The organism is Geodermatophilus sp. URMC 62, from assembly GCF_052931475.1.
This window is the reverse complement of record NZ_JBRFHY010000001.1, coordinates 1,054,845-1,069,506: the sequence shown is the minus strand read 5'-3', so window position 1 is coordinate 1,069,506 and position 14,662 is coordinate 1,054,845. Positions and strand designations below refer to the sequence as shown.

Annotated in this window: 10 protein-coding genes; 7 read left to right on the top strand and 3 right to left on the bottom strand. The window is 71.7% G+C overall.

Annotated features, from left to right (window positions below):
* Positions 1–70: 70 nt before the first annotated feature.
* The 6 genes from rplA (at position 71) to ACU616_RS05055 (ending at position 10,918) form a co-directional block, all read left to right on the top strand.
* Positions 71–790, top strand: a complete 720-nt coding sequence (gene rplA, locus ACU616_RS05080) for a 50S ribosomal protein L1 (protein WP_446757397.1) — start codon at positions 71–73, stop codon at positions 788–790.
* 169 nt (positions 791–959) lie between these two features.
* Positions 960–1,487 carry a GNAT family N-acetyltransferase gene (locus ACU616_RS05075; RefSeq protein WP_446757396.1) on the top strand — a complete coding sequence of 176 codons (528 nt, stop codon included), beginning with the start codon at positions 960–962 and terminating at the stop codon, positions 1,485–1,487.
* Between the two features lie 265 nt (positions 1,488–1,752).
* The gene (gene rplJ, locus ACU616_RS05070) at positions 1,753–2,361 is read left to right on the top strand and encodes a 50S ribosomal protein L10 (protein WP_446757395.1); all 609 of its coding nucleotides are present in this window, start codon (positions 1,753–1,755) and stop codon (positions 2,359–2,361) included.
* A gap of 16 nt (positions 2,362–2,377) precedes the next feature.
* On the top strand, positions 2,378–2,770 hold the full coding sequence (gene rplL, locus ACU616_RS05065) for a 50S ribosomal protein L7/L12 (protein WP_446757394.1): 393 nt from the start codon (positions 2,378–2,380) through the stop codon (positions 2,768–2,770).
* Between the two features lie 636 nt (positions 2,771–3,406).
* Positions 3,407–6,916, top strand: coding sequence for a DNA-directed RNA polymerase subunit beta (rpoB, locus tag ACU616_RS05060; protein WP_446757393.1), 3,510 nt, complete (start codon positions 3,407–3,409; stop codon positions 6,914–6,916).
* 96 nt (positions 6,917–7,012) lie between these two features.
* Positions 7,013–10,918, top strand: coding sequence for a DNA-directed RNA polymerase subunit beta' (locus ACU616_RS05055; RefSeq protein WP_446757392.1), 3,906 nt, complete (start codon positions 7,013–7,015; stop codon positions 10,916–10,918).
* Between the two features lie 235 nt (positions 10,919–11,153).
* Here ACU616_RS05055 and ACU616_RS05050 read toward each other — a convergent pair whose 3' ends face one another.
* From ACU616_RS05050 to ACU616_RS05040, 3 genes are all read right to left on the bottom strand, one after another.
* Positions 11,154–12,197: an LLM class F420-dependent oxidoreductase gene (locus ACU616_RS05050; protein ID WP_446757391.1), complete on the bottom strand. Its 1,044-nt coding sequence runs from the start codon at positions 12,195–12,197 to the stop codon at positions 11,154–11,156.
* Positions 12,198–12,260: 63 nt separating this feature from the next.
* The gene (locus ACU616_RS05045) at positions 12,261–12,491 is read right to left on the bottom strand and encodes a hypothetical protein (RefSeq protein ID WP_446757390.1); all 231 of its coding nucleotides are present in this window, start codon (positions 12,489–12,491) and stop codon (positions 12,261–12,263) included.
* 178 nt (positions 12,492–12,669) lie between these two features.
* Positions 12,670–13,635: a hypothetical protein gene (locus ACU616_RS05040; RefSeq protein WP_446757389.1), complete on the bottom strand. Its 966-nt coding sequence runs from the start codon at positions 13,633–13,635 to the stop codon at positions 12,670–12,672.
* Positions 13,636–14,287: 652 nt separating this feature from the next.
* Between ACU616_RS05040 and rpsL the strand changes: the two genes are divergently transcribed.
* Entirely contained in the window at positions 14,288–14,662 is a 375-nt protein-coding gene (gene rpsL / locus ACU616_RS05035; RefSeq protein ID WP_012950487.1) for a 30S ribosomal protein S12, read from the top strand.

The window sequence follows — 14,662 nt, the reverse complement described above, 5'->3', positions numbered from 1 at the left end:
TCGTGGGAGGGCCGCGCCAGGCCCGCGCACCACACGATCCCCGGCTCGTCCCGGGGGAGAGGACACCACCATGGCGAATCACGGCAAGAAGTACCGCGAGGTCGCGGCCAAGGTCGACCGCGAGTCGCTCTACAGCCCGCTGCAGGCGGCCGGTCTGGCGAAGGAGACCTCGCCGACCACCTACGACGCCACCGTCGAGGTGGCCATGCGCCTGGGCGTCGACCCGCGCAAGGCCGACCAGATGGTCCGCGGCACGGTCAACCTGCCCCACGGCACCGGCAAGACCGCGCGCGTGATCGTCTTCGCGACCGGTGACCGCGCCGCCGAGGCCGAGGCCGCCGGCGCCGACGTCGTCGGCAGCGACGACCTCATCGAGCGCATCCAGGGCGGCTTCCTGGACTTCGACGCGGCGATCGCCACGCCCGACCAGATGGCCAAGGTCGGCCGGATCGCCCGCATCCTCGGCCCGCGTGGCCTGATGCCCAACCCGAAGACCGGCACGGTGACGCCCGACGTCACCAAGGCGGTCAACGACATCAAGGGCGGGAAGATCAACTTCCGCGTCGACAAGCAGGCCAACCTGCACCTGGTGATCGGCAAGACCTCCTTCGACCAGGAGAAGCTGGTCGAGAACTACGCCGCCGCCCTCGACGAGGTCCTGCGGGCCAAGCCCGCCGCGGCCAAGGGCCGGTACCTGAAGAAGGTCACCATCTCCACGACCATGGGCCCGGGCATCCCGGTCGACCCGAACCGCACCCGCAACATGCTGGTGGACGAGCCCACCGCCTGACCGGGCAGCGACACCCGGAGGCCCCGCAGCGTCTGCTGCGGGGCCTCCGTCGTCTCTGCGGCCAGATCTGCACACTCGGGTGCACCAGCCTCCCGACGGCGGCGAGTGTGCAGATCTCGCGCGGCAACCGGTCGCGCTGCCACGGTCCGCACCGGCGCCGTCACCGCGGATGCCGACGTCGCACCGGACCGGCGGGGCGCCGGCGAGATCGCCCGGCTCGTCTGCTGGCCGGCGCACCAGCCCGCCGGGCGAGGCGCTGGCGGCGGCCTGCCTGCGGTCGCTGGCCGGGTGGGGAGTGCGGCGGTGCTTCGCCGACGGCGACCTCCCCACGCCGGCCACCCACGGCATCCCCGAGGCCTGGCCCCACGTGGCCGGCGTCCTCACCGCCGCCGGCTTCGACGCGGTCCTCGACGGCGAGGTCGTCGGCTCCGTGGAGGCCCAGGACGACCACACCCGCGGCGGCAGCCTCTCCCGCCTGCACGGCTGGGCCGACCTGGCCGAGCTGCACGTCGCCGAGCACGCCCGCGGTGCCGGGATCGGCACCTGGCTGGTGGCGCACATGACCGAGTGGCTCCGGCTGGGCGGGACACGGCGGTTCCTCGTCGCTCTGGGGCAGGACCATCTCGGCCCGGAGTCCTGGTTCGCCCGGTGCGGCTGGCACCGGATCGGACGCGTCCGGCGAGGCTGGGAGCGCTGACCCGGGCCCGGACGACCGGACTCCCACCCCGTGTACTCTTGGCGGCGTTCCCCCCACGACCGCTGGTCGTCGCACGTCCGCGTGTGATCGAAGGTCCCGGATCCCCGGGCGGCCCGCGCAGGAGGACGGATCGATCGACGCGGCGCCCCGTGCCCGCGTCCCTCGCCCCGTGCGCCCTGCGCCGGGGCGTTCCTCGTCTCCGGGCCCGGGATCGCCCGCCCTCGTACGGCGCACGAGCGGTCGCCCGTCAGACGAGAGGAGGCCCATGCCCACGCAGGCGAAGGCCGCGGTGATCGACGAGATCACCGAGCGGTTCCAGAAGTCCAGCGCGGCCGTGCTCACCGAGTACCGCGGGCTGACCGTGGCGCAGCTGACCCAGCTGCGCCGTTCCCTCGGTGCGGGCAGCAGCTACGCCGTCGTCAAGAACACCCTGACGAAGCGGGCGGCGGACTCGGTCGGCCACACCGACCTGGCCCCCCTGCTCAACGGCCCCACCGCGATCGCCTTCATCGAGGGCGACGTCGTCGAGGCCGCCAAGGCGATCCGCGACTTCGCGCGCGCCAACCCGCTGCTCGTCGTCAAGGGCGGCGTCGTCGAGGGCCGCACCGTCAGCCCCGCCGAGGTCACCGCCCTGGCCGACGTCGAGCCGCGCGAGGTGCTGCTGGCCAAGCTGGCCGGCGCGATGAAGGGCAACCTGACCAAGGCCGCCGGTCTGTTCCAGGCCCCGCTGTCGCAGGTCGCCCGCCTGGCCGCCGCGCTGCAGGAGAAGAAGGAGTCCGCCGAGGGCCCCGCCGCTCCCGCCGCCGACACCGCTGCTGCCGACACCACCCCCGACACCGCTGACGCCGCGGACGCCGCGGCCAGCACCGACTGACCCCCAAGGAGAGATCATGGCCAAGCTGTCCACCACGGAGCTGCTCGACGCGTTCAAGGAGATGACGCTGCTCGAGCTGTCCGACTTCGTGAAGCAGTTCGAGGAGACCTTCGAGGTCACCGCGGCTGCCCCCGTCGCCGTCGCGGCCGCCCCGGCCGCCGGTGGTGGCGACGGCGGTGCCCCCGCCGCCGAGGAGCAGGACGAGTTCGACGTCATCCTCGAGGCTGCCGGCGACAAGAAGATCCAGGTCATCAAGGAGGTGCGCGGCCTGACCTCGCTCGGCCTCAAGGAGGCCAAGGACCTGGTCGACGGCGCGCCGAAGCCCGTCCTGGAGAAGGTCGCCAAGGACGCCGCCGAGAAGGCCAAGGCCGCCCTCGAGGGCGCCGGCGCCACCGTCACCGTCAAGTGACCCCCCGCCCGGCCGTCCCCACGGCCGGGTCGGTCACCTTCGAGTGACCCCGCCCGGCCGCACCAGGCCGGGCCGCAGCACCGAGTACGCCACAGGGGCCGTCCTCCTCCGGGAGGGCGGCCCCTGTGGCGTCCCGGGCCGCGCGGCGCGCCTGCCGCCCCCGGCCGGTCGAGGGCCGCCGACCCCTCGCGAGGACGCCGGCCGGGCTCCCCGCGCCCCGCTGGGGGCCGCCGCGCGGGACGCCGAAGGGGGTCAGGTGCGGCCAGGGACTGCCCGCCGGACGGCGTGGCGGAGACAACGGGCACCGGGGACTGGCATCATTGCCGCGCGGAACCGCCCGGACGAGAGTCGCTGTCCTTCCCGGGGGTGTGGTGTGGGTCGCCCCACCTCCCCGACGTGGACAGCGTGCGTCAGCAGGGGTAAGGTTCCCTGTTGCGCTGCCCTCCGACTGCCTGCCCGCCGAGACGGGTCACCTGGGGTGCCCGGGATCGCCCGGTCCCCCGTGGACCTCCCCGTCGACCTCCCCGTCGACACAGTGGGCCGGACGCCGCGGACGGCGCCGCCATCACCGACGACGACCCAGGACGAACCCGCACCGACCGCCCGCACGTCGTGAGGTCCTTGGAAGGACGCATCTTGGCAGGCTCTCGCCCCACCAGCATCAACCCCCGCACCACCGACGCCGGCCCCTACGGCCAGCAGTCACAGGCTCCCCAGACCGGCCCCCGCACCGGTGAGGCCGACCAGCAGAAGATCCCCGGCGCGCCGCTGCGCGTCTCCTTCGCCAAGATCTCCGAGCCCCTCGAGGTGCCGGACCTGCTGGCGCTGCAGACCGCCTCCTTCGACTGGCTGGTCGGCAGCCCCGAGTGGAAGGCCACCCTGGCGCCCGAGGACCAGGCCTCCGCCATCGGCGGCCTGGCCGAGATCCTCGAGGAGATCTCCCCGATCGAGGACTTCAGCGGCTCGATGTCGCTGTCCTTCTCCAACCCGCGCTTCGAGGACGTCAAGGCGTCCCTCGAGGAGTGCAAGGACAAGGACATGACCTACGCGGCGCCGCTGTTCGTCACCGCCGAGTTCATGAACAACACCACCGGCGAGATCAAGAGCCAGACGGTGTTCATGGGCGACTTCCCGATCATGACGAACAAGGGCACGTTCGTCATCAACGGGACCGAGCGCGTCGTCGTCTCGCAGCTGGTCCGCAGCCCCGGCGTCTACTTCGACAAGACCCTGGACAAGACGTCGGACAAGGACGTCTTCAGCGCCAAGGTGATCCCCAGCCGCGGTGCGTGGCTGGAGTTCGACGTCGACAAGCGCGACACCGTCGGCGTCCGCATCGACCGCAAGCGCCGCCAGCCGGTCACCGTGCTGCTCAAGGCGCTGGGCTGGACCGAGGACCGCATCCGCGAGCACTTCCAGTGGTCGCCCACGGTGCTGGCCACCCTGGAGAAGGACCACGTCGCCGGGCAGGACGAGGCCCTGCTCGACATCTACCGCAAGCTGCGGCCGGGCGAGCCGCCGACGCGGGAGAGCGCGCAGGCGCTGCTGGAGAACCTCTTCTTCAACCCGAAGCGCTACGACCTGGCCAAGGTCGGCCGCTACAAGGTCAACAAGAAGCTGGGCGTCGACGTCCCGCAGGGCACCTCGACGCTGACCGAGGACGACATCGTCGCCACCATCGAGTACGTCGTGCGGCTGCACGCCGGCGAGCCCGACCACGGTGTCGACGACATCGACCACTTCGGCAACCGCCGTCTGCGCACCGTCGGTGAGCTGATCCAGAACCAGATCCGGGTCGGCCTCTCCCGCATGGAGCGCGTCGTCCGCGAGCGGATGACGACCCAGGACGTCGAGGCGATCACGCCGCAGACCCTGATCAACATCCGGCCGGTCGTCGCCTCCATCAAGGAGTTCTTCGGCACCAGCCAGCTCTCGCAGTTCATGGACCAGACCAACCCCCTCGCGGGCCTGACCCACAAGCGCCGCCTGTCGGCGCTGGGCCCCGGCGGTCTGTCCCGTGAGCGGGCCGGCATGGAGGTCCGCGACGTGCACCCGAGCCACTACGGCCGGATGTGCCCGATCGAGACCCCCGAGGGTCCGAACATCGGCCTGATCGGCTCGCTGTCGGCCTACGGCCGGGTCAACGCCTTCGGCTTCATCGAGACCCCCTACCGGCGGGTCGAGAACGGCACGGTCACCGACCAGATCGACTACCTGACCGCCGACGAGGAGGACCGCTTCGTCGTCGCCCAGGCCAACTCGCCGCTGGACGCGCAGGGCCGCTTCGCCGAGGAGCGCGTGCTGGTCCGGCGCAAGGGCAGCGAGGTCGACTACCTGCCGCCGGCCGAGGTCGACTACATGGACGTCTCGCCGCGGCAGATGACCTCGGTCGCGACGGCGATGATCCCGTTCCTCGAGCACGACGACGCCAACCGCGCGCTCATGGGCGCGAACATGCAGCGCCAGGCCGTCCCGCTGCTGCGCAGCGAGGCGCCGCTGGTCGGCACCGGCATGGAGCTGCGGGCCGCCGTCGACGCCGGTGACGTCGTCGTGGCGGAGAAGGCCGGTGTGGTCGAGGACTCCACGGCCGACTACGTCACCGTCATGGCCGACGACGGCACCCGGCAGACCTACCGGCTGCTGAAGTTCCGCCGCTCCAACCAGGGCACCTCGATCAACCAGACCCCCGTCGTCGACGAGGGCCAGCGGGTCGAGGTCGGCCAGGTCATCGCCGACGGTCCGTGCACCGACCAGGGCGAGATGGCGCTGGGCAAGAACCTGCTCGTCGCCTTCATGCCGTGGGAGGGCCACAACTACGAGGACGCGATCATCCTGTCGCAGCGCCTCGTGCAGGACGACGTCCTGTCCTCGATCCACATCGAGGAGTTCGAGGTCGACGCCCGCGACACCAAGCTCGGTGCCGAGGAGATCACCCGGGACATCCCGAACGTCTCCGAGGAGGTCCTCGCCGACCTCGACGAGCGCGGCATCATCCGCATCGGCGCCGAGGTCGTCCCCGGCGACATCCTCGTCGGCAAGGTCACGCCGAAGGGCGAGACCGAGCTGACCCCCGAGGAGCGGCTGCTGCGCGCGATCTTCGGCGAGAAGGCCCGCGAGGTCCGCGACACGTCGCTGAAGGTCAAGCACGGTGAGTCCGGCAAGGTCATCGGCGTCCGCGTGTTCTCCCGCGAGGACGGCGACGAGCTGCCCGCCGGCGTCAACGAGCTGATCCGGGTCTACGTCGCACAGATGCGCAAGATCTCCGACGGCGACAAGCTCGCCGGCCGCCACGGCAACAAGGGCGTCATCGCGAAGATCCTGCCGCAGGAGGACATGCCGTTCCTCGAGGACGGCACCCCGGTCGACATCGTGCTCAACCCGCTGGGCGTGCCCGGCCGGATGAACGTCGGCCAGGTCCTGGAGACCCACCTCGGGTGGATCGCCAAGCAGGGCTGGGACGTCGAGGGCACGCCCGGCTGGGCCGCCAACCTGCCGGAGGCCGCGAAGTCGGCCGCCCCGGGGACGCGGACCGCGACGCCGGTCTTCGACGGTGCGCGCGAGGAGGAGATCATCGGGCTGCTGGGCTCGACGACCCCGAACCGCGACGGCAACCGGATGGTGCAGGAGACCGGCAAGGCGCGGCTGTTCGACGGCCGCTCCGGGGAGCCCTTCCCCGAGGCCATCTCGGTCGGCTACGTCTACATCCTCAAGCTGCTGCACCTGGTCGACGACAAGATCCACGCCCGCTCGACCGGCCCCTACTCCATGATCACGCAGCAGCCGCTGGGTGGTAAGGCGCAGTTCGGTGGCCAGCGCTTCGGTGAGATGGAGTGCTGGGCGATGCAGGCCTACGGCGCGGCCTACGCGCTGCAGGAGCTGCTGACCATCAAGTCCGACGACATCCTCGGCCGGGTCAAGGTCTACGAGGCCATCGTCAAGGGCGAGAACATCCCCGAGCCGGGCATCCCCGAGTCGTTCAAGGTGTTGCTCAAGGAGCTGCAGTCGCTGTGCCTCAACGTCGAGGTGCTCTCCGGCGACGGGCAGGCGATCGAGCTGCGCGACACCGACGACGAGGTGTTCCGGGCCGCGGAGGAGCTGGGCATCGACCTGTCCCGTCGCGAGCCCTCCAGCGTCGAGGACGTGTGATCGCACCGCCGGCCGGCCCCGAGCAGCGGGGCCGGCCGGCGCCCCTGACAAACAGCTAGAAGTGCAGTAACGAGCCCCCGGGAAGGGGTCCACTCAGTGCTCGACGTCAACTTCTTCGACGAGCTCCGCATCGGTCTGGCCACCGGCGACGACATCCGCCAGTGGTCGCACGGTGAGGTGAAGAAGCCCGAGACCATCAACTACCGCACCCTCCGCCCGGAGAAGGACGGTCTGTTCTGCGAGAAGATCTTCGGTCCCACGCGGGACTGGGAGTGCTACTGCGGCAAGTACAAGCGCGTCCGCTTCAAGGGCATCATCTGTGAGCGCTGCGGCGTCGAGGTGACCCGGGCCAAGGTCCGCCGCGAGCGGATGGGCCACATCGAGCTGGCCGCGCCGGTCACCCACATCTGGTTCTTCAAGGGCGTCCCCTCGCGCCTGGGCTACCTGCTCGACCTGGCGCCCAAGGACCTCGAGAAGATCATCTACTTCGCCGCGTACCTGATCACCTCGGTCGACGACGAGACGCGCCACCGCGACCTCCCGACCATCGAGGCCGAGATCAGCGCGGAGAAGTCCAACCTCGAGAACCGCCGCGACGCCGACGTCGAGGCCCGCCAGCAGAAGCTGGAGGCCGACCTGGCCGAGCTGGAGGCCGAGGGCGCCAAGTCCGACGTCCGCCGCAAGGTGCGCGAGGGCGGCGAGCGTGAGATGCGCCAGCTGCGCGACCGCGCCCAGCGGGAGATCGACCGCCTCGAGGAGGTGCTCGACACCTTCCGCAAGCTGGAGGTCAAGCAGCTCATCGCCGACGAGGGCCTCTACCGCGAGCTGCGCGACCGCTTCGGTGAGTACTTCGAGGGCGGCATGGGTGCCGCGGCCCTGCAGAAGCTGCTGGCCGACTTCGACCTCGACGCCGAGGCCGCCTCGCTGCGCGACACCATCCGCAACGGCAAGGGCCAGCGCAAGCTGCGGGCCCTCAAGCGCCTGAAGGTCGTCGCGGCGTTCCAGCAGACGCGCAACTCGCCCATGGGCATGGTGCTCGACTGCGTCCCGGTCATCCCGCCGGACCTGCGCCCGATGGTGCAGCTCGACGGTGGCCGCTTCGCCACCAGCGACATGAACGACCTGTACCGCCGGGTCATCAACCGCAACAACCGGCTCAAGCGGCTGCTCGACCTCGGCGCGCCCGAGATCATCGTGAACAACGAGAAGCGGATGCTGCAGGAGTCCGTGGACGCGCTGTTCGACAACGGCCGCCGCGGCCGTCCGGTCACCGGCCCGGGCAACCGCCCGCTGAAGTCGCTCTCCGACCTGCTCAAGGGCAAGCAGGGCCGGTTCCGCCAGAACCTGCTCGGCAAGCGCGTCGACTACTCCGGCCGGTCGGTCATCGTCGTCGGCCCGCAGCTGAAGCTGCACCAGTGCGGCCTGCCCAAGCAGATGGCGCTGGAGCTGTTCAAGCCCTTCGTCATGAAGCGGCTGGTCGACCTCAACCACGCGCAGAACATCAAGAGCGCCAAGCGCATGGTCGAGCGCGCCCGTCCCGTCGTCTGGGACGTGCTCGAGGAGGTCATCACCGAGCACCCGGTCCTGCTCAACCGGGCGCCGACGCTGCACCGCCTCGGCATCCAGGCCTTCGAGCCGCAGCTGGTCGAGGGCAAGGCCATCCAGATCCACCCGCTGGTCTGCACCGCATTCAACGCTGACTTCGACGGTGACCAAATGGCGGTGCACCTGCCGCTGTCGGCCGAGGCGCAGGCCGAGGCCCGCATCCTCATGCTGTCGAGCAACAACATCCTGAGCCCGGCCGACGGTCGCCCGATCACCGCGCCGACCCAGGACATGGTGCTGGGCCTGTACCACCTGACCACCCTGGTGCCCAGCCGGTACGAGGCCGACGGTGGCCAGCCGGCGGCCTACGGCTCGACCGCCGAGGCGATCATGGCGTTCGACAAGGGTGCGCTGGGCCTGCAGGAGCGGGCGCTGATCCGCCTCGACGAGGTGTTCGGCGTCGACAACGGCAAGGTCAACGAGGCCTGGGAGCAGCCGGAGGACTGGACCCCCGGTCAGTCCGCGCTGGTCCGGACCAGCCTGGGCCGCGTGCTGTTCAACGAGGCCCTGCCCGAGGACTACCGCTTCGTCAACTACCAGGTGCCGAAGAAGGAGCTCGGGGCGATCGTCAACGACCTCGCCGAGCGCTACCCCAAGGTGCAGGTCGCGGCGACGCTGGACGCCCTCAAGTCGGCCGGCTTCCGCTGGGCCACCCGCTCGGGCGTCACGATCGCCATCGACGACGTCGTCACCCCGCCGGCCAAGCAGGAGATCCTCGACCGGCACGAGGCCGAGGCCCGGCAGATCGAGCGGCAGTACGAGCGCGGTGTCATCACCGACGCCGAGCGTCGTGGCGAGCTCATCGAGATCTGGACCCGCGCGCGGGCCGAGGTCAGCCAGGCGATGGTGGACAACTTCCCGACCACCAACCCGGTCTGGGTCATGGTCAACTCGGGCGCCCGAGGCAACATGATGCAGATCAGCCAGATCGCCGGCATGCGTGGTCTGGTCGCCAACCCGAAGGGCGAGATCATCCCGCGGCCGATCAAGGCCAACTTCCGGGAGGGTCTGTCCGTGCTGGAGTACTTCATCTCCACGCACGGCGCGCGCAAGGGCCTGGCCGACACCGCCCTGCGGACCGCGGACTCCGGATACCTCACCCGCCGGCTGGTCGACGTCTCCCAGGACGTCATCATCCGCGAGGAGGACTGCGGCACCGAGCGCGGCGTCATCATGCCGATCGCGACGGTGGTCGACGGTCAGCTGACCCGCGACCCGCACGTCGAGACCGGCGTCTACGCCCGCTCCCTGGCCGCCGACGTGACGGCCGAGGACGGCACGCTGATCGCCCAGGCCGGCTCCGACCTCGGTGACGTGCTCATCGGCGCCCTCGTGGACGCCGGCGTGAGCGAGGTCAAGGTCCGCTGCGTCCTGACCTGCGAGTCGCTGCTGGGCACCTGCGCGACCTGCTACGGCCGGTCGCTGGCGACCGGCAAGCTGGTCGACGTCGGCGAGGCGGTCGGCATCATCGCCGCCCAGTCCATCGGTGAGCCCGGCACCCAGCTGACGATGCGCACCTTCCACACCGGTGGTGTCGCGGGTGAGGACATCACCCACGGTCTGCCGCGTGTGGTGGAGCTCTTCGAGGCCCGCGTCCCCAAGGGCAAGGCCCCGATCGCCGAGCTGGCCGGCACCGTCCGGATCGAGGACGGCGAGCAGTTCCGCAAGCTGACCATCACCCCGGACGACGGCTCCGACGAGGTCGTCTACGACAAGCTGTCGCGCCGGTCGCGGCTGCGGGTCGAGGACGGCGCCCACGTCGAGGTCGGTGAGCAGCTGACCGAGGGTGCGGTGGACCCGCACGAGGTGCTGCGGATCATGGGCCCGCGCGAGGTGCAGCTGCACCTGGTCCGCGAGGTCCAGGAGGTCTACCGCAGCCAGGGCGTGTCGATCCACGACAAGCACATCGAGGTGATCATCCGGCAGATGCTCAAGCGGGTGACCATCATCGACTCGGGCGCCACGGAGTTCCTGCCCGGTGCGCTGGTCGAGCGGACGCTGTTCGAGACCGAGAACCGCCGCGTCGTCGCCGAGGGCGGCGAGCCGGCCTCGGCCCGTCCGGTGCTCATGGGCATCACCAAGGCCTCGCTCGCGACCGAGTCGTGGCTGTCGGCCGCCTCCTTCCAGGAGACGACCAAGGTGCTCACCGACGCCGCGATCCAGGGCAAGAGCGACAGCCTGCTCGGCCTCAAGGAGAACGTGATCATCGGCAAGCTGATCCCGGCGGGTACGGGCATCAGCCGCTACCGCAACATCACGGTCGAGCCGACCGAGGAGGCCCGCGCCGCCGTCTACACGATGGCCGGGTACGACGACGGGCAGTACTACAGCCCGGACGTCTTCGGGTCGGGCTCCGGCGAGGCCGTGCGCCTCGAGGAGTACGACTGGCGGGGCTGATGCTCCGCAGCACGTGACGAGGGCCCCCGGACCGATCGGTCCGGGGGCCCTCTCGCGTCTCGGGGCTTGGGTGGGGTCTGGTGGCGATGATCAGGTGACCTGATCATCGCGCGTCCTCCCCGACCACCGACGGTGAGGGAGGACCCGCTGCGGTGAGGGAGGACGGCGACACCCGGTGGGCGCAAGCCACCTCCGCCCGCGTCCCGTCACGTGACGGAACGCGGGCGACTGCCGGCTAGCGGTCGGCCAGCCGGCGCATGGTCTCCACGGTGCGCAGTCGGCCCTCACGGCTGTCGTCGAGCGGCTGCAGCGCCAGGGTGGTGATGCCCGCCTCGGCGTAGGCGGCGACGCGCTCGGCGACGTGGCCCTCGGGCCCGATGAGCGAGACCCTGCGGACGAAGTCCTCGGGCAGGGCGGCGGCGGCCTCGTCCTTCTTCCCGGACAGGTACAGGTCCTGCACGGTGTCGGCCGCCTCCTCGAACCCGTAGCGCCGGGCGAGGTCGTTGTAGAAGTTCTTGCCCTTGGCGCCCATGCCGCCGACGTAGAGCGCCAGGTGCGGGCGCACCCGCTCGTGCAGGTGGTCGACGTCGTCCCCGATGGCCACCGGGACACCGCAGATGACCTGCAGGTCACCGAGCTCGGGGTCGCGCTTGGCCTTCCCGGCGCGCAGCGAGTCGCCCCAGACGGCGTCGGCCTTCTCCGGCATGAACCAGATCGGCTCCCACACCTCGGCGATCTCGGCGGCGAGCTCGACGTTCTTCGGCCCCAGGGCGGCGAGCATGACCGGGATCCGCTCGCGGACCGGGGTGTTGATCAGCTTGAGCGGCTTGCCCAGGCCGGTGCCCTGGTCGGCCGGCAGCGGCACCGTGTACTTGGGCCCCTCGTGCACGAGCCGCTCGCGCCGCCAGACCTGGCGGCAGATCGCGACCACCTCGCGGGTGCGCTGCAGGGGGGCGTCGTAGGGGACGCCGTGCCAGCCCTCGATGACCTGCGGACCCGAGGCGCCCAGGCCCAGGGTGAACCGGCCACCGGACACGAAGTCCAGCCCGGCGGCGGTCATCGCCGTCAGCGCGGGGGTCCGGCTGTAGATCGGCAGGATGGCGCTCATCAGCTCGACCCGCTGGGTGACGGCGGCCAGGTAGCCGAGCTGGCTCACGGCGTCGAAGGTGTAGACCTCCGCGCACATGGCCAGGTCGAGCCCCGCGGCCTCCAGGTCGACGATCTCGGCCGCCGTCTCCTGGAAACCCCCCGCGTAACTGGCCTGGATGCCGATGCGCACCTGCACTCCTCTGGTCGGCGGCGCCCGCGTCGGCGCCACCGGGACCGTAGCGGGTGCCCCGGGTCAGGCCGTGCGGCTGCGCAGGGGGCGGATGGCCCCCACGACCTCGGTGACCACCCGCACGCCGTCGACGTCACCGGGGACCCGGCCGGCCGCGTCCACGTCGGCCACGTCGACCTTGACGACGTAGCCGGTGTCCCGTCGGGCCAGGCCGATGCCGACCACGCCCGACTGGGCGGACAACCGGTCGGTGAGGGTCTTCTTGGCGGCACGGGCGGCGGCACGGTCGGTCACGAGATCTCCTCGCTGACGCCCGGAGGCCTGTCGCCCGGAGGTGGGGGGTCCCCGGACGGCCGTGCGGGCTCGGTCACCTCCCCATGGTGCCCCGTCCCCGCCTGGAGCGACATACCCCCGGCCCAGGAGGGGACCCCTTCACCTCAGGGGGTGACGCGTCCCGTCCCAGGAGTCCTACTCAGCAGGCGACCCACTCGACCCCGAGCGTGGCCAGCACGGTGGACAGCGGGTTGGCGAAGGTGAGCCCGGCGCCGTTGCCCCCGCCCTCGGTGCTGCCGGCGAAGAGCAGCGCCAGCGGCGCGCGGTCGCTGGACCGCCAGATGACCGAGCCGCTGTCCCCACCGCTGGAGAAGGGGCCCGACAGGCCCTCGATCTCGATCTGGTCGTCGAACACGTGCACACCGTCGTCGTACTGCACGGCGACGCCGTCGACCTCGACCGCGGTGATCCGGCCCCGGGTGTGCCCGGTGGTCCTGCCGATCTTCTCGACCTCCTCGTCGGGCTCGACCTCCACCCCGTCGGGCACGGTGGCGGCCAGTGGGCCGCCGGGGACCCGGCCGGGCTGGGCGTCGACACCCTCGTCGAGCACGGCGACCGCGGCGTCGACGCGGTTCGGGCCGCCGGACAGGCGCTGGAACGCGGTCAGGGTGGCCACCCGGTCGGCGACGGTCCCGCCGTCGGCCGGTCCCGGCTGCAGGACCGCGTCGCCGACCTCGGCCGCGTCGCCCGCCGCCAGCACGTGGTTGTTGGAGAGGACGGCCAGCCGGCCGCCGAGCCGGACGAAGCCGCCCAGGGTGCCCGCGCTGACCGCCGGGTGCGCCACGGACAGGCCGGGGAACAGCGGGCGGGTGCGCCGCTGCAGCGCCTCGGGGGCGGGGGAGGACTGGGGCACGATCGGTCCGGTCACCCGGACGTCGACCTCCGCGCGGACCACGTCGTCGAGGTCGCCGAGGAGCAGCCGGGCGTCGGCGGCCGCGGCCACCCGGATGGCGAGGCGGAACCGGCCGGGGGCGACCGGGGCCAGGCCGAGCGCGGGGCGGGTCCACAGCCGGCCACCCAGGTCGCTGGCCCGGACCGGGGAGAAGCCCTCGGCCAGCCGGGCGGACAGACGCGCCTTGAGCTCGCGCGCCGAGTCGATCTGCACGGTGACCTCCGTTGCGGTGTGTGTCCCTATTGCGACCGACGGTAGGGGGAAGTGCTGACAATCCGCGCGCGGACCACCCGTCGGGACGACACGTGAGGCCCACGGCCCGCGTCGGGTGTCACGGGACGGTGTCGGAGCCCTGGCGCCCGGGCCGTGCCGCGGTACAGTCCTCGCCACCCGCCGCCGCGTCCGACCGCCGGCGCCCGGAATGCCCCGGGGCCCCGCGTCGTTGCTCCGGTGCCGCCTCGCGAGGCAGGTCGTCTGCCCGCCCCGGGGCCCCGGGGCCCCGGGACCCGGCTTTGACCGGCTCCGAGCACGCGGGTATCGTGGTGAGCCGTGCCCAGGGTGCCCTGGGCCTGCTCCCGTTCGCGGTGCGCCTGGGTGTCCGGAGGTCCGTCCTCCAGGCCGCGGGTCCCCACCGGCCGGACCGTCCCGAGGACGGTCGCCGGAGGTGGCGGCGCCGAGTCGCGGGGGGCGACCGATCCGGTTCGACTCACCGGCCGGTTCCGGAAAGGGCGACACGCCCGACCCCGGGGACCGGAGGGTGGGTGGCGGCCGGCAGCGGCCGACCCCGGCAGGACCGGCACCGGCGACACGACAGCAGCACCGTCCACAGCACCACCGCAGCGCAGGTAGGAGATCCAGGCCACCCATGCCCACGATCAACCAGCTGGTCCGCAAGGGCCGCGAGGACAAGGTCGAGAAGACCAAGACCCCGGCACTGAAGGGCTCCCCTCAGCGCCGCGGCGTGTGCACCCGCGTGTACACGACGACGCCGAAGAAGCCGAACTCGGCGCTGCGCAAGGTCGCTCGCGTCCGCCTCACCAGTGGCATCGAGGTGACCGCCTACATCCCGGGCGTCGGCCACAACCTGCAGGAGCACTCCATGGTGCTCGTGCGCGGCGGCCGCGTGAAGGACCTCCCCGGCGTGCGCTACAAGATCATTCGTGGCTCGCTGGACACCCAGGGCGTCCGCAACCGCAAGCAGGCCCGCAGCCGCTACGGCGCGAAGAAGGAGAAGAGCTGA